This is a genomic window from Geodermatophilus sp. SYSU D00758, from assembly GCF_054049955.1.
This window is the reverse complement of sequence record NZ_JBJGYK010000027.1, coordinates 1-22,376: the sequence shown is the minus strand read 5'-3', so window position 1 is coordinate 22,376 and position 22,376 is coordinate 1. Positions and strand designations below refer to the sequence as shown.

Here is a 22,376-nt window from a genome sequence, read left to right as displayed (position 1 = left end):
GTGGAGTTCGCCGAGGTGGTCCGCAGGCGGCGCATGGTCCGCGACTACGACCCCGGCCGGCCCGTGCCGCCCGAGGTGCGCGAACGGCTCCTCGAACACGCGCTGCGCGCCCCGTCGGCCGGGTTCAGCCAGGGGTGGGCGTTCCTGGTCCTGGAGGACCCGGCCGACCGGGAGCTGTTCTGGTCGGTGACCGCGGGCGAGGGCGCCCCGGACGCGTGGCTGACCCGGATGCGCCGCGCCCCGCTGCTCGTCGTCCCCCTGTCGTCGAAGGCCGCCTACCTCGACCGCTACGCCGAACCCGACAAGGGCTGGACCGACCGCGACGAGGCGCGCTGGCCGGTCCCCTACTGGGACGTCGACGCCGGGATGGCCGCGCTGCTCGTGCTGCTCACCGCGGTCGACGAGGGGCTCGGCGCCTGCTTCTTCGGCATCCCCGGCGACCGGGTGGCGGCCTTCCGGGCCGCGTTCGGCGTGCCCGACGACCACCGCCCCGTGGGGTGCGTCTCGGTCGGCTACCCGGGGGACGACGACCGCCGCTCCCCCTCGCTGCGCCGGGGCCGCCGGCCGGTGGCCGAGGTGGTGCACCGCGGGCGGTGGTGACGCGGGCCCGCGGCACGGCTGGTTGACTGCACCGCCGTGGCAGACGAGCAGACGTCCCGGCCGGTGCTGGTCACCGGCGCCTCGCGCGGCATCGGGCGGGCGGTCGCGCACGCCTTCGCGGCCGCCGGTGACCGGGTGGCGGTGCACTGGGGCGGCTCCCGGGAACGCGCCGAGCGGGTGCTGGCGGAGCTGCCCGGCAGCGGGCACGTGCTCGTGCAGGCCGACCTGGCCGACGCCGACGCGGTGGGCCGGATGGTGGACGAGGCGGCCGAGCGGCTCGCCGGGCTCCGGGTGCTGGTCAACAACGCCGGCGTCTTCACCGCCCACCCCCCGCTGCGCGTCTCCTACGCCGAGTGGCAGGCCGCGTGGTCGCGCACGCTGGCGGTCAACCTGGTGGGTGCGGCCAACGCCACCTTCCGCGCCGTGCCGCACCTGGTGGCCGCGGGCGGCGGGGCGGTCGTGAACGTCTCCAGCCGCGGCGCCTTCCGCGGCGAGCCGGAGACGCCCGCGTACGGGGCCTCGAAGGCCGGCCTCAACGCCTTCGGCCAGTCGATGGCGGTCGCGCTGGCCCCGCACGGCATCGCGGTGGGCACCGTGGCCCCGGGGTTCGTGCAGACCGAGATGGCCCGCGAGGTGCTCGACGGGCCGGGCGGGGACGCGGTGCGCGCGCAGTCGCCCTACGGGCGGGTGGCCCGGCCCGACGAGGTGGCCGCGGCGGTGCTGTGGCTGGCCAGCCCGGGCGCCCGGTTCGCGACCGGCACGATCATCGACGTCAACGGCGCCTCCTACCTGCGCAGCTGAGCCGGCGCGTCCGAGGAGCCGAGCAGGACGCCGCACCGCCGGTCACCACCGCCCGGCCGGCGGGCGCTCCGGCCGATGACGTGCACCTGCGGCGCACCTCCGGCCGCACCCTGCGCCGCGGCCGCACACGACCCACCTCTCGGCGGCCGGGAACGGCACGTGACCGCGGTGCGCCCGGGAGGAGCGGGGCCCGCAGGGTCCCCGACGAGCGGAGCGGGCGCAGGGCTCAGCCGCGGCCGGGAACGGCACGTGACCGCGGTGCGCCCGGGAGGAGCGGGGCCCGCAGGGTCCCCGACGAGCGGAGCGGGCGCAGGGCTCAGCCGCGGCCGGGAACGGCACGTGGTCGCGGTGCGGTCCGGTAGGACCGCGATGTCACAGCGTCTGCAGCCAGTTGGTGAGCAGTTGCGCCCCGGCGTCCCCGCTCTTCTCGGGGTGGAACTGGGTCGCCGACAGGGCGGCGTTCTCCACCCCGGCGACGAAGCGGTCGCCGTGCTCGGCCCAGGTGACCACCGGCGGGGCGAGCGGTGAGGGCGGGCCGTCGGCGCCGAGCGGGAAGTTCCGCACCCCGTAGGAGTGCACGAAGTAGAACCGCTGGTCGGCCAGCCCGTCGAACAGCACGCTGCGCTCGGGCACCTGCACGGTGTTCCAGCCCATGTGCGGCAGCACCGGCGCCTCGAGCGGCTCCACCACGCCGGGCCACTCGCCGCAGCCCTCGGCGTCCCGGCCGTGCTCGACGCCGCGCTCGAAGAGCACCTGCATGCCGACGCACACCCCGAGCACCGGGCGGCCCCCGGCCAGCCGGCGGCCGATCACCCGCGGGCCGTCGACGGCGCGCAGGCCGGCCATGCAGGCGGCGAAGGCACCGACGCCGGGGACGACGAGGCCGTCGGCCTCCAGCGCCGCCTCGCGGTCCGAGGTGACCGTGACGTCCGCGCCCACCCGGGCCAGGGCCCGCTCCGCCGAGCGCAGGTTGCCCGACCCGTAGTCGAGGACGACGACCTTCTTCACGTTGCCCACGCTACCGACCAGCGTTCCCGGCGCTGACCGTGTTCCGGCCGGCTGCCGCGTGCGGCAGCCGTCACACCGGGCGGCGGGCGGCGGGCGCCGCCGGGCGCGCCCCGCCGCACCGGCGTCTGCCCGCGGCCGCCGTGGTGCTCACCGCCGCGCCGCAGGAAACCGGCGGAGGACCGGGGTCAGAACAGCCGCAGGATGCCGGCCGCGGTCGCCAGCACGGCCGCGACGAGGAGCACGACCGTGAAGGCCACCTGCGGGCCGGTGCGACCGTCGGTGTCGGAGTCGGCCTTCCAGATGCTCCACGCACCGCCGAGCAGGAAGCCGCCCACGACGAGCAGCAGGACGGCGAAGGTCACCTACAGCGCGCCCTTGGTCGAGGGCACGTCGGTGACCCGCGGGTCGAGGGCCACCGCGGCCCGCAGGGCCCGCGCCAGCGCCTTGAACTGGGCCTCGACGATGTGGTGGGCGTCCCGGCCGGCGTAGAGCACCCGCACGTGCAGGCTGATCCGCGCGTTGAACGCGAAGGACTCCAGCACGTGCCTGGTGAGCGACGTCGGGTAGTCCGGCCCGATCACCGGCGTCATGTTCTCGGGCTCGGCGTGCACGAAGTACGGCCGGCCGGAGAGGTCGACCGCGGCCTGCGCGAGGACCTCGTCCATGGGGATGGTCGCGTCGCCGTAGCGGGTGATGCCCTTCTTGTCCCCCAGCGCCTCGGCGAACGCCTGTCCGAGGGCGATGGCGACGTCCTCGACGGTGTGGTGGGCGTCGATGTGCAGGTCGCCGTCGGCGCGGACGGTGAGGTCGATGCCGCTGTGCCGGGACAGCGAGGTCAGCATGTGGTCGTAGAAGCCGACGCCGGTGCTGATGGAGCTGGTGCCGGTGCCGTCGAGGTCGAGCTCGACGACGAGCTTGGTCTCGCTGGTCTCTCGCTCGACGCGGGCGGTGCGGGCCGTGCCGTTACGGGCCATGGTGGTCAGTCTCCCAGGCGGTGGTCGGGGGCGATCTCACCCAGCGCGGTGAGGAAGGCCTCGGTCTCCTCGGCGGTCCCGGCGGTGACGCGCAGCCAGCCGGGCAGCCCGACGTCGCGCACGAGGACGTCGCGGTCGAGGAGCGCGCGCCAGGCCGTGCCGGCGTCGGCGAACCGGCCGAACAGCACGAAGTTCGCGTCGCTGGGCACGCTGGTCAGCCCCAGGCCGGGCAGCGCGGCGACGATGCGGTCGCGCTGGTCCTTGACCGCGGCCACGGTGGCCAGCAGGGCGTCGGTGTGCGCCAGCGCCGTCCGGGCCGCGGCCTGGGTCAGCGAGGACAGGTGGTAGGGCAGGCGGACCAGCTGCAGCGCGTCGACGACCGCGGGGTCGGCGGCCAGGTAGCCCAGCCGCAGCCCGGCCATGCCGAACGCCTTGCTCATCGTGCGGCTGACCACGAGGCGGGGCCGGCCGGGCAGCAGCGTGAGCGCCGACGGGGTGCCGGTGCGGGCGAACTCCGCGTACGCCTCGTCGACGACCACCACGCCCTCGGTGGCGTCGTAGAGCTCGGCGACCGTGTCCAGCGCCACGGCGGTGCCGGTCGGGTTGTTCGGGCTGGTCACGAACACCACGTCGGGCCGCGCGTCGCGCACCTGGGCCGCCGCGGCGGCGGGGTCGATGGTGAAGTCGGGACGCCGGTGCCCGTCGACCCACGCCGTCCCCGTGCCCGCGGAGATGATCGGGTGCATCGAGTAGGAGGGCGTGAAGCCCAGGGCCGTGCGCCCCGCCCCGCCGAAGGCCTGCAGGAGCTGCTGGAGGACCTCGTTGCTCCCGTTGGCCGCCCAGACCTGCCCGGCCGCCACCGGTTCGCCGGTGGTGCGGGTCAGGTACGCCGCGAGGTCCGCGCGCAGGCCGACGGCGTCCCGGTCGGGGTAGCGGTTGAGCTCCAGCGCCGCCGCGCCCAGCGCCGTCCCGAGGTCGGCGAGCACGGCGTCGGGCAGCGGGTGCGGGTTCTCGTTGGTGTTGAGCCGGTACCGGGCCGGCAGCTGCGGGGCGCCGTAGGGCGTGCGGCCGCGCAGCTCCGGCCGCAGCGGGAGCTCCTCCAGCGACGTCATGCGCGCTGCCGGGCCCGGACGGCGGCGGCGTGCGCGGGGAGGTCCTCGGCGCCGGCGAGGGCATCGATGTGCCCGGCGACCTCGGCGAGGGCCTGCTCGTCGTACTCGACGACGTGGATGCCGCGCAGGAAGGACTGCACGGACAGCCCGCTGGAGTGCCGGGCGCAGCCGCCGGTGGGCAGCACGTGGTTGGACCCGGCGCAGTAGTCCCCCAGCGACACCGGGGACCACGCGCCGACGAACACCGCGCCGGCGTTGCGCACCCGCCGCGCGACCTCGCGGGCGTCCCGGGTCTGGATCTCCAGGTGCTCGGCGGCGTAGGCGTCGACCACCCGCAGGCCGGCGTCCACGTCGTCGACCAGGACCACGCCGGACTGGCTGCCGGACAGCGCCGTGGTGATCCGGTCGGCGTGCTTGGTGGCCGCCACCTGGCCCGGGACGAGCTCGAGGACGGCGTCGGCCAGCGCCTCGCTCGTGGTGACCAGGACGGCACCGGCCAGCGGGTCGTGCTCGGCCTGGCTGATCAGGTCGGCGGCCACGTGCACCGGGTCGGCGGTGTCGTCGGCGAGGATCGCGACCTCGGTCGGCCCGGCCTCGGAGTCGATGCCGATCAGCCCGCGCAGCAGCCGCTTGGCCGCCGTCACGTAGACGTTGCCCGGCCCGGTGACCATGTCGACCGGCTCGCAGGACCCCGCGCCGTAGCCGAAGACGGCGATCGCCTGCGCCCCGCCGACGGCGTAGACCTCCTCGACGCCCAGCAGCGCGCAGGCGGCCAGGACGCCGGGGTCCGGGAGGCCGCCGTGGTCGCGCTGCGGCGGGGAGGCGACGGCGATGGACTCCACCCCGGCGATCTGCGCCGGGACGACGTTCATGACGACGCTGGACAGCAGCGGGGCCAGCCCGCCGGGGACGTAGAGCCCGACCCGCCGCACGGGCACCCACCGCTCGGTGACGGTGCCGCCGCGGACGACCTGGGTGGTGACGTCGGTGCGCGCCTGGTCGGCGTGCACCCGCCGGACCCGGGCGATGGCCTCCTCCAGCGCGGCGCGCACGGCCGGGTCGATGGTCTCCAGCGCCCGCGCGATCGCCGCGGGAGGGACCCGGGGGTCCTCCAGGTCCACCCCGTCGAGCCGGGCGGTGATCTCCCGGACCGCCTGCGCACCGCGGACCCGCACGTCCTCGCACAGCGGCCGGACCGTGGCCAGCACCGAGTCGACGTCGGTCGCCGCCCGCGGCAGCAGCGCGGCGAGCTCCCGCGGGCCGGGGAGGGCGGATCCACGCAGGTCGATGCGGGCGAGCACGGGCGGACCTCCGGAGCGGGGCGGTGGGCGCGCGACGGTGCGCGGGGACTGACGCGGGAACACCCCAGGATAGCCGCCGGGCCGCCCACCATCCGGGGCCGGACCCCGGGCCGGGGACCGCCGCCCCCGTAGGCTCGGCCCGTGGGCGACACCATCCCGCTGTTCCCGCTGGGGACCCCCCTCTTCCCCGGCGTGGTGCTGCCGCTGCGCATCTTCGAGCCGCGGTACCGGCGGCTGGTGCAGGACCTCCTCGCCCGGCCCGAGGGCACCGGCCGCTCGTTCGGGGTGGTCGCGATCCGCCAGGGGTGGGAGGTCGAGCAGGTGGCCCCGGCCGAGGCCCTCTACGACATCGGCTGCACCGCCCGCCTGCAGACGGTCCGCCCGCAGCCCGACGGCGGGTTCGTGGTGGTCGGCGTGGGGGGCGACCGGTTCCGCCTCCTCGACGTCCTGGTCGGCGGGGACGCGGCCGACGACCCGCCGTACCTGCGCGCCGAGGTGGAGTGGCTGGCCGAGGAGGAGGCCGCGGAGGAGGCCGCCGGTGACCAGGAGGTCCTGGTCGGGCACCCGGTGCACGCCGCTGACGCCGAGGAGCTGGCCTCCGCGGTCGCCCGCGGGTCGATGGCCGTGCTGGTGCGCGGGGTCGGGAACCTCTTCGCCCGGTACGTCACCGCGGTGGCCGGGCTGCGCGCGGAGGTGCCGGCGCCGGAGGCCGAGTCGGCGGCCGGGGAGCTGCTCGGGTCGGTGGCCGGGGACCCGCGCGCGCTGTCCTACCTGGTCGCCTCGGCCGCGCTGCTGACCACCGAGGACCGCCAGGCGCTGCTCGCCGAGTCGGCGACCCGGCGGCGGCTGGTGGCCGAGGCGCGGCTGCTGCGCCGCGAGCTGACCCTGCTGGAGACGCTGGGGGCGGTCCCCGTGCCGCTGCAGGAGCTGGCCGCGTCGCGCGGGGTGAACTGAAGGACCCCTCGGTCCCGCGCCGCGCACGCTCGGCGCGGGACCCCGCGGAGGGCCGCCGTCCTACCCGCCGGTCGCGGGTTCGCGGCTGGGCGCCGCGGGGTGCCTGCCCGGGACGGGGCCGACCCCGCCGGGCAGCGGGCCGGCGGCCGCGGGAGCGGGCCGGACCGGGTCGGGCCGGTCGAGGTCCTCGGCCGGGGAGAGCAGCGCGGCGACCAGGTAGGCCAGGACGGCGACGAAGGGGCCCACCGCCAGCGCCGGGAGCGAGGCCAGGTCGACGCCCGTCGTGAACCGCCCGCCGACCTCGGCCACCTGCTCCGGCGTGGGGCCGGGCGCCAGCAGCTCCCCCAGCTGCCATGCGACCAGCGCGGCGAGCAGCGTGCCGGACGCCAGCCCCAGCAGCGTGCCCACGCCGCGGCGCGACCGCCACCACCACGCGCCCACCCCGGCCAGCAGCCCGAGGCCGGCCAGCACGAGGGTGAATACGGCGTCGGCGGCCACCAGCAGCTCGGCGGAGGGCCGGCCGACGACCACGGGGCCGTCGGCGGTCACGTCGAAGCGGGCCCGCGGGGTCAGCACCACCCAGAGGACCCCGGCCGGCAACCCCGCCAGGGTCAGCGCGGTGGCCAGCAGCAGGGCGGGACGCCGGTCGGCGCGCAGCTCCGCGGTGCCCGGCCGGCGCCGGCCGCCCTGCCCGCGGGCGCGCCGGGCCGCGCGCCCGGGCGGGCCGTCGCCGACCGGGACGGGAGGAGGGGTCACCGGACCAGTGAACCCCGGCGGGCCCGGCGCGCGCCGCGCAGCCCCTCCCCCGCGACCCGCCGGTGGGCCCGGGCGCGGCCCCGGGACGCGGCCGCCCCGGGGCTCACGGCCGCGCACCCCCGGCGAGGCGGTTCACAGCAGGGCCACGCTGGTCGGCCCGAGCAGGGCCTTGATGTCGCCCATGAGGGCGGTGCTCGGGCGGACCCGGAGGCCCTGGTCGAGCCGGAGCACCGTCTCCCGGCTGCCGTTGACGAGCTTGAGCTGCACCTCGGTCGTCCCGGGGTGACTGCCGAGCACCTCGCGCAGCCGCTCGACCACGGGGGGCGTGCAGCGGGCCGCCGCCATCGACACCAGCACCGGGCCGCGGGGCCCCTCGGTGAGCTCGGGGATCGTGACCTCGGACCCGAACAGCGAGGGCTGGTCGTCGCGGCGGCTGATCCGGCCCTTGACCACGACGATCTGGTCGCGGACCACCTTCTCCGACACCTCGGCCCAGGTCTTCGGGAAGAAGAGGACCTCGATGCCGGACTCGAGGTCCTCGAGGGTGGCGATGGCCCAGGGCGCGCCCTGCTTGTTGGTGCGGGGCTGCACCGAGGTCAGGATGCCGGCGATGGTGACGTTCGCGCCGTCCTCGACCCCGCCGGCGTTGATCTCGGCGATGGGGGTGTCGGCGTTGGCCGCCAGCACGTGCTCGACCCCGTGCAGCGGGTGGTCGGAGACGTAGAGGCCCAGCATGTCGCGCTCGAACACCAGGCGCTCGGACTTCGACCAGTCGGCCGTGGGGATGGCGATGTCCAGCGCCCCACCGAACGGGTCCTCCGCACCGTCGCCGCCGGCTCCGAAGCTGCCGAACAGGTCGAACTGGCCCTCGGCCTCCTTGCGCTTGAGGGCCATCGCCGAGTCGACCGCCTGCGCGTGGACGGCGACGATGCCCTGGCGGGAGTGGCCGAGGGAGTCGAACGCCCCGGCCTTGGCCAGGGACTCGATGACCTTCTTGTTGCAGGCCACCGTGTCGATCTTGCGCAGGAAGTCGGCGAAGTCCTTGAAGGCGCCCTTCTCCTCGCGGGCCCGGCGGATCGAGTCGACGACGTTGTGCCCGACGTTGCGCACCGAGGCCAGGCCGAAGCGGATGTCGGTGCCCACGGCCGTGAAGTCCCAGGACGACTCGTTGACGTCCGGCGGCAGCACCTTGATGCCCATCCGCCGGCACTCGGCCAGGTAGATCGGCCGCCGGTCCTTGTCGTCGCCGACGCTGGTGAGCAGCCCGGCCATGTACTCGGCCGGGTAGTTGGCCTTGAGGTAGGCCGTCCAGTAGGACACCAGGCCGTAGGCCGCCGAGTGCGCCTTGTTGAACGCGTAGTCGGCGAACGGGACCAGGATGTCCCACAGCGTCTTGATCGCCGCGGCGGAGTAGCCGCGCTCCTTCATGCCGGCCTCGAAGCCGACGAACTCGGCGTCCAGGACCGACTTCTTCTTCTTGCCCATCGCCCGGCGCAGCAGGTCGGCCTTGCCGAGGGAGTACCCGGCGACCTTCTGCGCGATCGCCATGACCTGCTCCTGGTAGACGATCAGGCCGTAGGTCGTGCCGAGGATGTCCTCCAGCGGCTCGGCCAGCTCCGGGTGGATCGGCGTGATCTCCTGCTGGCCGTTCTTGCGCAGCGCGTAGTTGGTGTGCGAGTTCGCGCCCATGGGGCCGGGCCGGTAGAGCGCGCCGACCGCGGAGATGTCCTCGAAGTTGTCCGGCCGCATGAGCCGCAGCAGCGAGCGCATCGGGCCGCCGTCGAACTGGAAGACCCCGAGGGTGTCGCCCCGGGAGAGCAGCGCGTAGGTGGCCGGGTCGGTGAGGTCCTTGCTGATCTCGTCGAGGTCGATCGGCTCCTTGCCGTTGGCCACGATGTTGCGCAGCGCGTCGTCGATGACCGTGAGGTTGCGCAGGCCCAGGAAGTCCATCTTCAGCAGGCCGAGCGTCTCGCAGGTCGGGTAGTCGAACTGCGTGATGACCGCGCCGTCGGCCTCGCGCCGCATGATCGGGATGCTGTCGATCAGCGGGTAGCGACCGATGATCACGCCGGCGGCGTGCACGCCCCACTGCCGCTTCAGCCCCTCGAGCTTGCGGGCCTGGTCGACGACCTCGGCCGCACCGGGGTCGGACTCGTAGCGGGCCCGGAACTCCGCGGCCTCCTTGTAGCGCGGGTGCGCCGGGTCGAAGATCCCCGACAGCGGGATGTCCTTGCCCATGACCGCCGGCGGCATCAGCTTGGTGAGCTCGTCGCCGACCGAGAACGGCCGGTCGAGCACGCGGGCGGCGTCCTTGATCGCGGCCTTGGCCTTGATGGTGCCGTACGTGACGATCTGGCTGACCCGCTCCTCGCCGTACTTCTGCGAGACGTACTGGATGACCTCGCCGCGCCGGCGGTCGTCGAAGTCGATGTCGACGTCGGGCATCGAGACGCGCTCGGGGTTGAGGAACCGCTCGAAGATCAGCCCGTGCGCCAGCGGGTCGAGGTCGGTGATGCCCATGGCGTAGGCGGCCAGGGAGCCCGCGGCCGAGCCCCGGCCGGGGCCGACCCGGATGCCGTTGTCCTTGGCCCAGTTGATGAAGTCGGCGACCACGAGGAAGTACCCCGGGAAGCCCATCTGGGTGATGATCCCGACCTCGTAGTCGGCCTGCTTGCGCACGTGGTCGGGGATGCCGTTCGGGTAGCGCTTGTGCAGCCCGCGCTCGACCTCCTTGACGAACCAGGAGGTCTCGTCCTCCCCCGGCGGCAGCGGGAACCGGGGCATGAGGTCGGCGCCCTCGGTGAAGGACACCTCGCACATCTCGGCGACCAGGAGCGTGTTGTCGCAGGCCTCGCGCAGGTCACCGGGGAACAGCGCGCGCATCTCCTCGGCGCTCTTGAGGTAGTAGCCGTCGCCGTTGAACCGGAAGCGGTTGGTCTCGTTGAGCCGCGACCCGGTCTGGATGCACAGCAGCGCGTCGTGGGCCTCGGCGTCCTCCTTGCGCGTGTAGTGCAGGTCGTTGGTGGCCAGCAGCGGGATGCCGAGGTCCTTGGCGATCGCCAGCAGCTGCGGGCGGGTCTTCTGCTCGATGGCCAGGCCGTGGTCCATCAGCTCGGCGAAGAAGTTCTCCTTGCCGAAGATGTCCTGGAAGTCGGCCGCGGCCTGGCGGGCCTTGTCCTCCTTGCCCGCCCGCAGCCACATGTTCACCTCACCGGACGGGCAACCGGTGGTGGCGATCAGGCCCGTGCCGTAGCGCTCGAGCAGGTCGCGGTCGAAGCGCGGCTTGCGGTACTGCCCCTCCAGGCTGGCCAGCGAGGAGATGCGGAACAGGTTGTGCATGCCCTCGGTGGTGCGGGCCAGCAGGGTCATGTGGGTGTAGGCGGCCTTGCCGCGCGAGGAACCGCCCTCGCCGTCCTCGTCGATGAGGTTGTCGCCGAAGTCGAACGGGGCCCGGTCGAAGCGCGACCCGGGGGTGTAGTAGCCCTCCATGCCGATGATGGGCTCGACCCCTGCGCCCTTGGCCTGCTTGTAGAAGTCGTAGGCGCCGAAGACGTTGCCGTGGTCGGTCATCGCCAGCGCCGGCATCCCGTACTCGGCGGCGGCCGCGGTGACCTCCGGCAGCTTCGCCGCACCGTCGAGCATCGAGTACTCGGTGTGGACGTGCAGGTGCACGAACGAGTCGGGTGACGGGGTGCTCACGTGCTCAGGGGCTCCTCACGGGTCGTGCGTGCCCGGCCGCCGGGGACGCGGCGGGCGACCGGCGGGGAAGACCGGCGGCGGGGTGGTGCTCGGCGCGCCGGGCCGGGCGGTCGTCGCCGCCGGAGCCGTCGCACCGGCCGCCGGGTCGACCTCGGCTCGGTGGGGTCGATCCTCGCACCCTGCGAGGTCTACCCCGGGGGACCGACAGTCCGTGTCGCCCGTGTCCGGACCGCTCCGTCACACCCCGCTCACGGCAGGGCCCGGCGCATCGTGACGTGCGCGATACCGGCCTCCTCGTACTCCTCCCCGACGGCGGTGTAGCCGGCCCGCTCGTAGAAACCGCGGGCGCTCACCTGGGCGTGCAGCTCGACCTCGGCCAGACCGCGGGCGAGCGCCTGGCGGTGCAGCACGGCGAGGACCGCGGCGCCGAAGCCGCGCCCCCGGGCGGCCGCGTCCACGGCCATCCGCCCCACGACGGCCACGCCCCCGCGCTCCACCAGCCGCCCGGTGGCCACCACCCGGCCGCGCTCGTCGCGCGCCAGCGCGTGCACCGCCGTGGCGTCGAGCGCGTCGCGCTCGACCTCCGCCGGGACGCCCTGCTCCTCTACGAACACGCGGGTGCGCAGCGCGGCGACCTCGGGCAGGTCGGCCGGCGTGGCCACGGTGCCGGACGGCCTCACCGGGGCACCGCCGGCAGTACGCGGGCCGGCACGAGGAGGAACCGCAGGTCGACCAGGACGTGCAGGACGACCGGCAGCAGCAGCGAGCCGGTGTCGACGTAGAGCCAGGCGAACACCCCGCCGAGGATGCCGGTGGCGACCACCCCGGCGACGCCCTGGTAGGCGTGCGCCAGGCCGAAGGCGACCGCGCCGGCGACCACCAGCACGACCGCCGGCGGGCTGCCGAGGACGGCGGCCACGACGGCGAGCAGGAAGCCGCGGTAGAGCCACTCCTCGCAGATCCCGGCCGTGATGCCGACGAGGGTGAACAGCCGCCGCTCGGCGCGGGTGCGGGGCAGCAGGGCCAGCGTGGCGTGCACCGACGGCTCGGCGTGCCGGCCCCGGGTGGGCGGGGAGTGACCCGGCCGCCGCTGCACCGGGTCGGCCACCGCACCCGACCGCAGGGCCCGGGTCGACACGACGACCAGCACCAGCACGGCCAGCCCGGCCACGGCCGCCGCCGGACCGGGCGCCGACACCGGCCAGCGCAGCCCCACCGCCCCGGCGTCCACCCCCGGGGCGGCCAGCCACACCAGCAGGGCCACCAGCGCCAGCCCCCACTCGAGGACCAGCAGCCGGCGGTAGAACGAGCGGCGGGCGCCGGGGTCGGTGCGCAGCCTGCCCTCGAAGCGGCGGTGCAGGACGGCGCCGACCACCGGCTCGCCCAGCACCAGGTACCCGGCCACGACCACCGCCGACAGGGCGGCCGGCCCGAGGTCGGCCGGGGAACCGGGGAGGCCGTCCACCGGCGGCCTCAGGCCTCGGCGCGCAGGATGTCGAGCGCGCCGGCCAGGTCGGGCGGGTACGGGCTGGTGAACTCGACCCAGGAGCCGTCGGCCGGGTGCGGCAGACCGAGGCGGACGGCGTGCAGCCACTGCCGGGACACCCCGAGCCGGGCGGCCAGGGTCGGGTCCGCCCCGTAGGTCGTGTCCCCCACGCACGGGTGGCGCAGGGCGGAGAAGTGGACGCGGATCTGGTGGGTGCGGCCGGTCTCGAGCCGGATGTCGACCAGGCTGGCGGCCGGGAAGGCCTCGACCACCTCGTAGTGGGTCACCGAGGGCTTGCCGCCCTGGACGACGGCGAAGCGCCAGTCGTGCCGCGGGTGCCGGTCGATCGGGGCGTCGATGGTGCCGCGGGAGGGGTCGGGGTGGCCCTGCACCAGCGCGGCGTAGCGCTTCTCGACGGTCCGCTGCTTGAACGCCGCCTTGAGCGCGGTGTACGCCCGCTCGCTCTTGGCCACCACCATGAGCCCGGTGGTGGCGGCGTCCAGCCGGTGCACCACGCCCTGCCGCTCGGCGGCGCCGGAGGTGGAGATGCGGTAGCCGGCCGCGGCCAGGCCGCCGACCACGGTCGGGCCCTCCCAGCCGGGGCTGGGGTGGGCGGCGACACCGACCGGCTTGTCGACCACCACGATGTCCTCGTCGTCGTGGACGACGGTCAGCCCTGGGACCGGTTCGGGCGCCGGCGGCTCCCCCGGCGGCGGGGGCAGCTCGACCTCCAGCCAGCTGCCGCCGGTGACCCGGTCGCCCTTGCCGCGCACCCGGCCGTCGAGGAGCACGCCACCGGCGTCGGCGAGGTCGGCGGCCGCGCCGCGGGAGAGGCCGAACAGCCGCGACAGCGCCTGGTCGACGCGCTGCCCCTCCAGCCCGTCGGGGACCGGGAGCGCCCGGTGCTGACCCGCGGTGCTGCTCACGCCCTCCATCGTGACAGAGGGGGGACCCCGTCCTCCCCGCCCCTCGCGGGCTCGCGGCGAGCCTCTGGACGGGGCCGACCCGGAGGGGTCGGGACGCCGGCGCTAGGGGCGCGCCCGGCCGCCGTCGCCGACCTCGCGACCCCGGGCGGGCCGGGAGCCGTCGAACTCCACGCCGCGCAGCGCGAGCAGCACGCCGAGCACGCCGCCGCAGACGATGGCGGAGTCGGCGAGGTTGAAGATCGGGTAGACGCGGCCGTCGGGGGCGAAGACGGACAGGAAGTCCACGACCCCACCGCGCAGGAAGCCGGGGTCGCGGAAGACCCGGTCGACGAGGTTGCCCACCGCCCCGCCCAGCACCAGGCCGAGCGCCACGGCCCAGCCGGTGGAGTGCAGCCGGCGCGCGGTGCGCACGATGACCACCGCGACCACGGCGGCGATCAGCGTGAAGACCACGGTGAAGCCCTCGGCGAAGGAGAAGGCCGCGCCGGTGTTGCGCGCGTGCGTCAGGTAGAGCGCCCCGCCGAGCAGCCGGATGTTCTCGCCGCGGTCGATGGTGGCGACCACCAGCAGCTTGGTGGCGAGGTCGGCCAGCAGGACGAGCACGGCGATCGCGGCCAGCAGCCGGGTGCGGGCACGCCGGGCGGGCGGCGTCCCGCCGGCCGGGGTGTCCCGGGCCCCGCCGGCCGGGGCGCTGCGGTCGTCGCGCGGCTCGTCCAGCGGGGGCTCCTCGGGTCGTGGGGCGCGGCGGGTGCGCCGCACGGCATCCCCGCCGACGATAGCCGCGCGGGACGGGCGGGCGGCTCCGCGGCGGGGGTGCGACCCCGCTCGTGACGCCTCTCACAGCGGAGTGCGACGAATCTCACCACTCCCGGTGACATGTCCGGGCCGGGATTGACCGAGGTTGGAGGGAGCCGTTCACCCCGCCGTCACGGAAGGCCGTACGTGTCCCCCGAACTCGCGTCCTCGACCGACCCCGACGTAGTCCTCGTCGGAGGCGGGATCATGAGCGCGACCCTCGCCTCGCTGCTCGGCATCGTCGCCCCCGGGTGGAGCACGGTCGTCTTCGAGTCCGGGCCCTCGGTGGCCGGGGAGAGCAGCGGCCCTTGGAACAACGCCGGCACCGGTCACGCCGCCCTCTGCGAGCTGAACTACACCCCGGCCGCCCGGGACGGCTCGGTCGACGTCTCCAAGGCCGTCACGATCAACGAGCAGTTCCAGGTGTCGCGGCAGTTCTGGTCCCACCTGGTGCGGGCGGGCCTGACCGGCTCGCCCAAGGACTTCATCGCGCCGGTCCCGCACGTCAGCTTCGTGACCGGGGACGCCGGGCGCCGCTACATGCGCACGCGCTGGTCGGCGATGACGGCCCAGCCGCTCTTCGAGGGCATGGAGTACACCGACGACCCGGCCGAGCTGGCCTCCTGGGTACCGCTGATGATGGCCGGCCGCGACCCGTCCCAGACGGTGGCGGCGACCCGGTCGGCGGCCGGGACCGACGTGGACTTCGGCTCGCTGTCCCGGCTGCAGTTCGCCGCCGCCGAGGCGCACGGCGTGCAGGTGCACACCGGCCAGCGGGTGACCGGCCTGGCCCGCCGGGACGACGGCCGGTGGGACGTCACCGTGACCGACCGCGCCGGGGAGCGGCGCCGGCTGCGCGCCCGCTTCGTCTTCGTCGGCGCCGGCGGGGGCGCGCTGCCGCTGCTGCAGGCCTCGGGGATCCGCGAGATCCGCGGCTTCGGCGGCTTCCCGGTGAGCGGCCGGTTCCTGCGGACCCGCTCCCCCGAGCTGGTCTCGGCCCACCAGGCGAAGGTCTACGGGCAGGCCGCCGTCGGGGCGCCGCCGATGTCGGTGCCGCACCTGGACCTGCGGCTCATCGACGGCGACCACTCGCTGCTCTTCGGCCCCTACGCCGGCTTCTCCCCGCGCTTCCTCAAGGCCGGGAAGCTGTGGGACCTGCCGCTGTCGGTCAAGCCCGGCAACGTGGGCTCGATGCTGGGCGTGGCGCGCACCGAGCTGGGGCTGACGCGGTACCTGATCAGCGAGCTGCTCAAGGGTTCGAAGGCCCGGCACGCGACCCTCGGCGACTTCGTGCCCGAGGCCCGCGCCCGGGACTGGGAGCTCATCACCGCCGGGCAGCGGGTGCAGGTCATCAAGCGCGACCCCGCCACCGGCCGGGGCGTCCTGCAGTTCGGCACCGAGCTGGTCGTCGGGGCCGAGGGCACCATCGCCGGCCTGCTCGGGGCCTCCCCCGGCGCCTCCACCGCGGTGTCGGCGATGCTCGCCGTCCTCGAGCGCTGCTTCCCCGACCGGATCGAGGGCTGGCGCCCGGCGCTGCAGGAGGCCATCCCTTCCTACGGGCGCCGGCTCTCCGACGACCCGCGCCTGCTGGCCGAGGTCCGCGCCGAGACGATGCAGACCCTGGAGCTCAACGGCTGACCCGGCCGGGTGCCGCACCCCGCGGTGCGGCACCCGTCCCGCGGGTCAGCGCTCGTCGGCCGAGACCCGCCGGCCGCTCTCGCTGGAGAAGACGTGGCCCTCCCCGGCCCGGATCGCCACGTGCACGGTCTCCCCCTTGGCCGGCGGCTTGCGGGGGTCGACGCGCAGGGTGAGCAGCGGGTCGACGGTCTCCCCGGTCGCGGTGGTCAGCCGGCCGTAGGCGTAGGCGTCCGAGCCCAGCTCCTCGACGACCACCACCTCGACGGGGAAGCCCTCGCCGGCGTGCACCAGCTCCACCGACTCGGGGCGGAAGCCCAGCGTCGCGGTGCGCCCGCCCTCGTCGGCCAGCGCCGCGACCGCCGAGCGCTGCAGCGGGACGGTGTGCCCGCCCAGCCGCGCCCCGCCGTCGGTCAGCTCCACGTCGACGAGGTTCATCGCCGGGGAGCCGATGAAGCCGGCGACGAAGGCGTTGGCCGGCTTGTCGTAGAGGTTGCGCGGGGTGTCGACCTGCTGCAGGAAGCCGTCCTTGAGGACGGCCACCCGGTCGCCCATCGTCATGGCCTCGACCTGGTCGTGGGTGACGTAGACGGTGGTGACGCCCAGCCGGCGCTGCAGCGCGGCGATCTCGGTGCGGGTCTGCACCCGCAGCTTGGCGTCGAGGTTGGACAGCGGCTCGTCCATCAGGAAGGCCTGCGGGGAGCGGACGATGGCCCGGCCCATCGCCACCCGCTGGCGCTGCCCGCCCGACAGCGCCTTGGGCTTGCGGTCGAGGTAGGGCTCGAGGTCGAGGATCTTGGCCGCCTCGCGGACGCGGGTGCCGATCTCGTCCTTCTTCATGCCGGCGATCTTGAGCGCGAAGCCCATGTTGTCGGCCACGGTCATGTGCGGGTACAGCGCGTAGTTCTGGAACACCATCGCGATGTCCCGCTCCTTCGGGGGCAGGTGCGTGACGTCGCGGTCCCCGATGCGGATCGTGCCCTCGGTGACGTCCTCGAGGCCGGCGAGCATGCGCAGGGACGTCGACTTGCCGCAACCGGAGGGGCCGACGAGGACCAGGAACTCGCCGTCGGCTATCTCCAGGTCCAGCGCGTTGACCGAGGGCCGGGTGGCGCCCGGGTAGGTCAGCGTCGCGTGGTCGTACGTGATGGCGGCCATGGGGTCCTTCCTCGTCCCGGCACAGGTCGGGCACGACTGTGACACGCACGACGTGCCTCCGCCACGGTCCGGTGACCCATTGGGGGCCGATCCGTTACCGGCCGGGCACGGACGGGTGACCGGCCCACCCGGACGGGCGCGGTCAGTCCGCGTCGGTGGGCCGGCCGGTCTCCCCGCGCCAGGTCGCCAGCCGGCCGGCCCGGCTCACCGCGCGCAGCCGGCGCTCGGCCTCCGGCCGCGACTGCCGCGCCGAGACCAGCAGCGCCTGGTCGCCGCGCATGAGCCGCGTGGTGGGGCCCGGGACGAACGCCCGGCCGTCGCGGACGACGAGCACCACCGCGGCGTCCTCGGGCAGCCGCAGCTCGGGCAGGTAGACGCCGTGCAGCCGGGAACCCGGCGGCACCCTCAGCTGCATGAGCTCCGCGTCGAGCTCCTCGAGGGGGGCGGCCTCCACCTCGATGTCGCGCGGGGTGACCGGCGCGGTGATGCGCAGCAGCCGGGCGACCCACGGCAGCGACCAGCCCTGGAGCAGGGTGAAGACCACCACCAGCACGAACACCGTGTCGAAGATGCGCAGCCCGCCGTCCACGCCCGCGGCGACGGGGAAGGTGGCCAGCACGATGGGCACCGCCCCGCGCAGCCCCGCCCAGGAGAGGAACGCCTGCTGCCGCAGGGGCATGCGGAACCACACGACGCTGAGCAGGACCGACAGCGGCCGGGCCACCAGCAGCAGCGCCCCGCCCACCAGGAGCGCCGGCAGCACCGCCTCCCCCAGCCGGGACGGCGAGGCCAGCAGGCCCAGGAGCACGAACAGCCCGATCTGGGCCAGCGAGGCCATGCCCTCGGCGAACCCGAGGCTGGCGGCGCGGTGCGGCAGGGTGGCGTTGCCGAGCACCAGGCCGCACAGGTAGACCGCGACGATGCCCGAGGTGGCGGCCAGCGTGGCCGCCGCGAACGCCAGCACGCACAGCGCGAGGGTGGCCAGCGGGTAGAACCCGGCCAGGGGCAGCGCCACCCGCCGCAGCAGCCAGGCACCCGCCACGCCCAGCGCCAGGCCCACCGCAGCGCCGCCGACGAGCTGGACCACCACGTCGACGGCCACCCACCACCAGGAGTCCGCCGCGCCGGTGGTCAGCTGGACCGAGAGCACCGTGACCAGCAGGATCACCGGCGCGTCGTTGAGGCCGCTCTCGGCCTCCAGGGACGCGGCCAGCCGGCGCGGCAGCGGCAGCCGGCGCAGCGTGGCGAAGACGGCGGCGGCGTCGGTGGAGCTGACCACGGCGGCCAGCAGGACGGCGAACCCCCACGACAGGTCGAGCAGCCAGACCGAGATGGCCGCCGTCACCCCGACGCTGACCGCGACGCCCACGGTCGCGAGGGTCAGCCCCGGCCCCACCGCCCGCCGCAGGTCGCCCCACCGGGTGGTGAGGCCGCCCTCGGCGAGGATGACCACGAGCGCGGCCACGCCCAGGGTCTGGGTGAGGTCGACGTCCTCGAACTCGATGCCCAGGCCGCTCTCCCCGAGCAGCAGGCCGAGGGCCAGGTAGAGCAGCAGGCCGGGCAGCCCCACGCGGTCGGCCAGCCGCAGCGCGACCGCGGCGACGAGGACGACGAGGGCGCCGATGGCGAGCGCGAGGGTGACCGTCGTGTTCACCTGCGCCGCCCGTCCACCTGCACAGTCTCCCGTACCGGCCGGCCGCCCCCGGGCGGCGGCGGCGGGTGCCGGGCGCGCCCGCCGCCGGGGGTCGGCCGGGTGGGAGGATTCGGACGTGAGTTCTCCCGGCCCCTCCAGCGCAACGCCCCCCGGGCGCTTCCGCGCCCTGCCGCCCCAGGTCGACCTGCCCGCCCTCGAGCAGGAGATCCTGCGGCGGTGGGAGGCCGACAAGGTCTTCGCCCGCTCGCTCGAGGCCTCGGCCGGCCGGCCGCAGTGGAACTTCTACGAGGGCCCGCCGACCGCCAACGGCCGCCCGGGGACCCACCACATCGAGGCGCGGGCGTTCAAGGACGTCTTCCCCCGGTTCAAGACCATGCAGGGCTGGCACGTCCCCCGCCGCGCCGGCTGGGACTGCCACGGCCTGCCGGTCGAGATCGCCGTCGAGCAGGAGCTGGGTTTCGCCGGCAAGCCGGACATCGAGCGCTACGGCATCGCCGAGTTCAACGCCCGCTGCCGCGAGTCGGTGGAGCGGCACGTCGCCGACTTCTCCGAGCTGACCCGGCGCATGGGCTACTGGGTCGACCTGTCCACCGCCTACTGGACGATGGACCCCTCCTACGTCGAGAGCGTCTGGTGGTCGCTCAAGCAGGTCTTCGACAAGGGCCTGCTGGTCGAGGACCACCGGGTCGCGCCGTACTGCCCCCGCTGCGGCACCGGCCTGTCCGACCACGAGGTCGCCCAGGGCTACGAGTCGATCACCGACCCGTCGGTGTACGTGCGGCTGCCGGTCACCAGCGGGGAGTGGGCCGGGAAGGCCGACCTGCTCGTCTGGACGACGACGCCGTGGACGCTGCCCTCGAACACGGCGGTCGCGGCCAACCCCGACGTCACGTACCTGGTGGTCCGGACGACGCACGGCGACGAGGAGCGCACGGTCGTCGTCGCCGAGCCCCTCGTCGACGCCGTCCTCGGCGCGGAGGCACCGCGCGAGGTGCTGGCCCGCACCACCGGCCGGGACTGGGAGCGGGTGCACTACCGGCGGCCGTTCGAGCTCGTCGACTTCCCCGAGGGGCAGGACACCCACTTCGTCGTCCTGGCCGACTACGTGACCACCGACGACGGCACGGGCCTGGTCCACCAGTCCCCCGCGTTCGGCGCCGACGACCTCGCCGTCTGCCGGGCCTACGGCCTGCCGGTGGTCAACCCGGTCGACGCGACCGGCCACTTCCTGCCCGAGATCCCCCTGGTCGGCGGGCACTTCTTCAAGGCCGCCGACCCCGCGCTGGTCGAGGACCTGCAGGCCCGCGGGCTGCTGTGGCGCGAGCAGCGCTACGAGCACAGCTACCCGCACTGCTGGCGCTGCCACACGCCGCTGATGTACTACGCGCTGCCCTCCTGGTACATCCGCACCTCGGCGGTCAAGGACCAGCTGCTGGCCGAGAACGAGCGCACGCACTGGTACCCGCAGACCATCCAGTGGGGCCGCTACGGCGACTGGTTGCGCAACAACGTCGACTGGGCCCTGTCCCGCGACCGCTACTGGGGCACGCCGCTGCCGGTCTGGCGCAACGACGCCGACCCGTCGAGGGTCGTCGCGGTCGGCTCCCTGGCGGAGCTGTCGGAGCTGGCCGGGCGCGACGTCTCCACGATCGACCCGCACCGCCCGTTCATCGACGAGGTCACCTTCACCCTGCCCGGCGAGGAGGGCACCTACCGGCGGGTGCCGCAGGTCATCGACGCCTGGTACGACTCGGGCTCGATGCCCTTCGCCCAGTGGGGGGCGCCCTACCGCAACCAGGCGGAGTTCGAGGCGGCCTACCCGGCGCAGTTCATCTGCGAGGCGATCGACCAGACCCGCGGCTGGTTCTACTCGCTCATGGCCGTCGGCACCCTGGTGTTCGGGCGCAGCTCGTACGAGAACGTGCTGTGCCTGGGCCACATCCTGGCCGAGGACGGCCGGAAGATGAGCAAGCACCTGGGCAACATCCTCGAGCCGATCCCGCTGATGGACCGGCACGGCGCCGACGCCGTCCGCTGGTTCATGCTGGCCGGCGGTTCCCCCTGGTCGGCCCGCCGGGTGGGGCACGAGACGCTCTCCGAGGTGGTCCGCAAGGTCCTGCTCACCTACTGGAACACCGCCAGCTTCTTCACCCTCTACGCCGAGACCAACGGGTGGGCCGGGCCGGGCGCGGACGTGCCGGCGCGGGCCGACCGGCCGCTGCTGGACCGCTGGGCGCTGGCCGAGCTGGCCGCGGTCACCGAGGGCGTCACCGCGGCGCTCGAGGACTTCGACACCGCCGGGGCCGGCCGGCTGCTGGCCGGGTTCGTCGACGACCTGTCCAACTGGTACGTGCGCCGCTCCCGGCGGCGGTTCTGGGACGGCGACCCGGCGGCGCTGGCCACGCTGCACGAGGTGCTCGACGGGCTGACCCGCATGATGGCGCCCTTCACCCCGTTCGTGACGGAGGAGGTCTGGGCCCGCGCGGTCGCCCCCGGGCTGACCGCCGCCGGGGTCGGCGAGGTGCCCGACTCGGTGCACCTGGCGTCCTGGCCGGCCGTCGACGACGCGGCCCGCGACCCGCGCCTGGTCGAGCAGGTCGACCTGGTGCGGCGGCTGGTCGAGCTGGGCCGCTCGGCCCGGACCTCGGCGAAGGTGCGCACCCGGCAGCCCCTGGCCCGCGCGCTGGTCGCGGCACCGGGCTGGGCCGGGCTGCCGCGCGACCTCGTGGCCGAGGTGGCCGACGAGCTCAACGTGGCCGAGGTGCTGGACCTCCCCGCGGTCGAGGGCGAGCTGGTCGACGTCCGGGTGAAGGTCGACTTCCGGGCGGTCGGCCGCCGCCTCGGCGGGCAGGTGCAGGCCGTCGCCCGGGCGGTCGCTGCGGCCGACCCGGCCGAGCTGGTGGCCGCCTACCGGGCGGGCACGGCGAGCGTCGAGGTCGACGGCGCGACGGTGCCCCTGGCCGAGGGCGACCTGGTGGTCACCGAGACCCCGCGGGAGGGCTGGACCGTGGCCAGCGGCGCCGGGCTCACGGTGGCGCTGGACCTGGCGCTGACCCCCGAGCTCGAGCGGGCCGGGCTGGTCCGCGAGGCGGTCCGCCTGGTGCAGGAGGCGCGGAAGGCGGCCGGGCTGGCCGTCAGCGACCGCATCGAGCTGTGGTGGGACGCCGACGAGTCGCCGGCGGCCGCCCAGGTCGCCGAGGCCCTGTCCGAGCACGCCGAGCAGGTCGCGGCCGAGGTCCTGGCCGTCCGGGTGCACGCGGGGACGCCGGGCGCCGGCGAGCCGGTCGCGGGCCCCGGGGGCACCCGGTTCTGGCTGGCCCGGGCGGCCGGCTGAGCGCCTGCCCCGCTCGGGTCGCCGGCTGAGCGCGGTCCCGGCCCGAGCCGCCGGGTGAGCGCGGGCCCCGCCGGGGGCGGCGCCGGCCGGCCCCGCCGCGGCCCCGGCGGCGGGGCCCCGGCCGCGCCGAGACAACCCCGCCCAACGCCCCCCGGGGGATGCCCCCAGTGCGGGCGGCGGGCG

General features: G+C 75.4%; 18 protein-coding genes. 5 read left to right on the top strand and 13 right to left on the bottom strand.

Annotated elements, in window-relative coordinates; all coding sequences use genetic code 11:
- Both ACI8AC_RS17980 and ACI8AC_RS17975 read left to right on the top strand, forming a co-directional pair.
- A complete protein-coding gene (locus ACI8AC_RS17980) occupies positions 1 to 600 on the top strand; it encodes a nitroreductase family protein (RefSeq protein ID WP_456899198.1) in 600 nt (199 codons plus the stop codon).
- 36 nt (positions 601 to 636) lie between these two features.
- Positions 637 to 1,401: an SDR family NAD(P)-dependent oxidoreductase gene (locus ACI8AC_RS17975; protein WP_456899197.1), complete on the top strand. Its 765-nt coding sequence runs from the start codon at positions 637 to 639 to the stop codon at positions 1,399 to 1,401.
- Positions 1,402 to 1,773: 372 nt separating this feature from the next.
- Here the strand turns inward: ACI8AC_RS17975 and hisH are convergent, their stop codons facing one another.
- From hisH to hisD, 5 genes are all read right to left on the bottom strand, one after another.
- Positions 1,774 to 2,409, bottom strand: a complete 636-nt coding sequence (gene hisH, locus ACI8AC_RS17970; protein ID WP_456899196.1) for an imidazole glycerol phosphate synthase subunit HisH — start codon at positions 2,407 to 2,409, stop codon at positions 1,774 to 1,776.
- A 185-nt stretch (positions 2,410 to 2,594) separates the two neighbouring features.
- On the bottom strand, positions 2,595 to 2,771 hold the full coding sequence (locus tag ACI8AC_RS17965; protein ID WP_456899195.1) for a hypothetical protein: 177 nt from the start codon (positions 2,769 to 2,771) through the stop codon (positions 2,595 to 2,597).
- Positions 2,772 to 3,383, bottom strand: coding sequence for an imidazoleglycerol-phosphate dehydratase HisB (gene hisB, locus ACI8AC_RS17960; protein ID WP_456899194.1), 612 nt, complete (start codon positions 3,381 to 3,383; stop codon positions 2,772 to 2,774).
- Positions 3,384 to 3,388: 5 nt separating this feature from the next.
- On the bottom strand, positions 3,389 to 4,495 hold the full coding sequence (locus tag ACI8AC_RS17955) for a histidinol-phosphate transaminase (RefSeq protein ID WP_456899193.1): 1,107 nt from the start codon (positions 4,493 to 4,495) through the stop codon (positions 3,389 to 3,391).
- Positions 4,492 to 5,796 carry a histidinol dehydrogenase gene (hisD, locus tag ACI8AC_RS17950; protein WP_456899192.1) on the bottom strand — a complete coding sequence of 435 codons (1,305 nt, stop codon included), beginning with the start codon at positions 5,794 to 5,796 and terminating at the stop codon, positions 4,492 to 4,494. Before hisD ends, ACI8AC_RS17955 begins: the two co-directional genes overlap by 4 nt.
- 141 nt (positions 5,797 to 5,937) lie before the next feature.
- Here hisD and ACI8AC_RS17945 point away from each other — a divergent pair, with 141 nt between their 5' ends.
- Positions 5,938 to 6,750 (top strand): LON peptidase substrate-binding domain-containing protein, encoded by an 813-nt coding sequence (locus ACI8AC_RS17945; RefSeq protein WP_456899191.1) that lies wholly within the window; start codon positions 5,938 to 5,940, stop codon positions 6,748 to 6,750.
- A gap of 60 nt (positions 6,751 to 6,810) precedes the next feature.
- Here the strand turns inward: ACI8AC_RS17945 and ACI8AC_RS17940 are convergent, their stop codons facing one another.
- The 6 genes from ACI8AC_RS17940 to lspA all read right to left on the bottom strand — a co-directional run bounded on the left by ACI8AC_RS17940 (position 6,811) and on the right by lspA (position 14,376).
- Positions 6,811 to 7,506, bottom strand: a complete 696-nt coding sequence (locus ACI8AC_RS17940) for a DUF2567 domain-containing protein (protein WP_456899190.1) — start codon at positions 7,504 to 7,506, stop codon at positions 6,811 to 6,813.
- 132 nt (positions 7,507 to 7,638) lie between these two features.
- The gene (dnaE, locus tag ACI8AC_RS17935; protein WP_456899189.1) at positions 7,639 to 11,205 is read right to left on the bottom strand and encodes a DNA polymerase III subunit alpha; all 3,567 of its coding nucleotides are present in this window, start codon (positions 11,203 to 11,205) and stop codon (positions 7,639 to 7,641) included.
- A 248-nt stretch (positions 11,206 to 11,453) separates the two neighbouring features.
- Positions 11,454 to 11,885, bottom strand: a complete 432-nt coding sequence (locus ACI8AC_RS17930) for a GNAT family N-acetyltransferase (protein ID WP_456899188.1) — start codon at positions 11,883 to 11,885, stop codon at positions 11,454 to 11,456.
- The gene (locus ACI8AC_RS17925) at positions 11,882 to 12,670 is read right to left on the bottom strand and encodes a CPBP family intramembrane glutamic endopeptidase (RefSeq protein WP_456899187.1); all 789 of its coding nucleotides are present in this window, start codon (positions 12,668 to 12,670) and stop codon (positions 11,882 to 11,884) included. Before ACI8AC_RS17925 ends, ACI8AC_RS17930 begins: the two co-directional genes overlap by 4 nt.
- A gap of 8 nt (positions 12,671 to 12,678) precedes the next feature.
- A complete protein-coding gene (locus ACI8AC_RS17920; protein ID WP_456899186.1) occupies positions 12,679 to 13,626 on the bottom strand; it encodes an RluA family pseudouridine synthase in 948 nt (315 codons plus the stop codon).
- 93 nt (positions 13,627 to 13,719) lie between these two features.
- On the bottom strand, positions 13,720 to 14,376 hold the full coding sequence (gene lspA / locus ACI8AC_RS17915) for a signal peptidase II (protein WP_456899185.1): 657 nt from the start codon (positions 14,374 to 14,376) through the stop codon (positions 13,720 to 13,722).
- Positions 14,377 to 14,559: 183 nt separating this feature from the next.
- Between lspA and mqo the strand changes: the two genes are divergently transcribed.
- Positions 14,560 to 16,050 carry a malate dehydrogenase (quinone) gene (gene mqo, locus ACI8AC_RS17910; protein ID WP_456899184.1) on the top strand — a complete coding sequence of 497 codons (1,491 nt, stop codon included), beginning with the start codon at positions 14,560 to 14,562 and terminating at the stop codon, positions 16,048 to 16,050.
- 45 nt (positions 16,051 to 16,095) lie between these two features.
- On the opposite strand, the gene ACI8AC_RS17905 is transcribed toward mqo, so the two are convergent.
- Positions 16,096 to 17,205, bottom strand: a complete 1,110-nt coding sequence (locus ACI8AC_RS17905; protein ID WP_456899183.1) for an ABC transporter ATP-binding protein — start codon at positions 17,203 to 17,205, stop codon at positions 16,096 to 16,098.
- Positions 17,206 to 17,347: 142 nt separating this feature from the next.
- Complete coding sequence (locus ACI8AC_RS17900) at positions 17,348 to 18,859, bottom strand: potassium/proton antiporter (protein ID WP_456899182.1); 1,512 nt, start codon at positions 18,857 to 18,859, stop codon at positions 17,348 to 17,350.
- A gap of 115 nt (positions 18,860 to 18,974) precedes the next feature.
- Here ACI8AC_RS17900 and ileS point away from each other — a divergent pair, with 115 nt between their 5' ends.
- The gene (gene ileS, locus ACI8AC_RS17895; RefSeq protein WP_456899181.1) at positions 18,975 to 22,193 is read left to right on the top strand and encodes an isoleucine--tRNA ligase; all 3,219 of its coding nucleotides are present in this window, start codon (positions 18,975 to 18,977) and stop codon (positions 22,191 to 22,193) included.
- Positions 22,194 to 22,376: the final 183 nt, after the last annotated feature.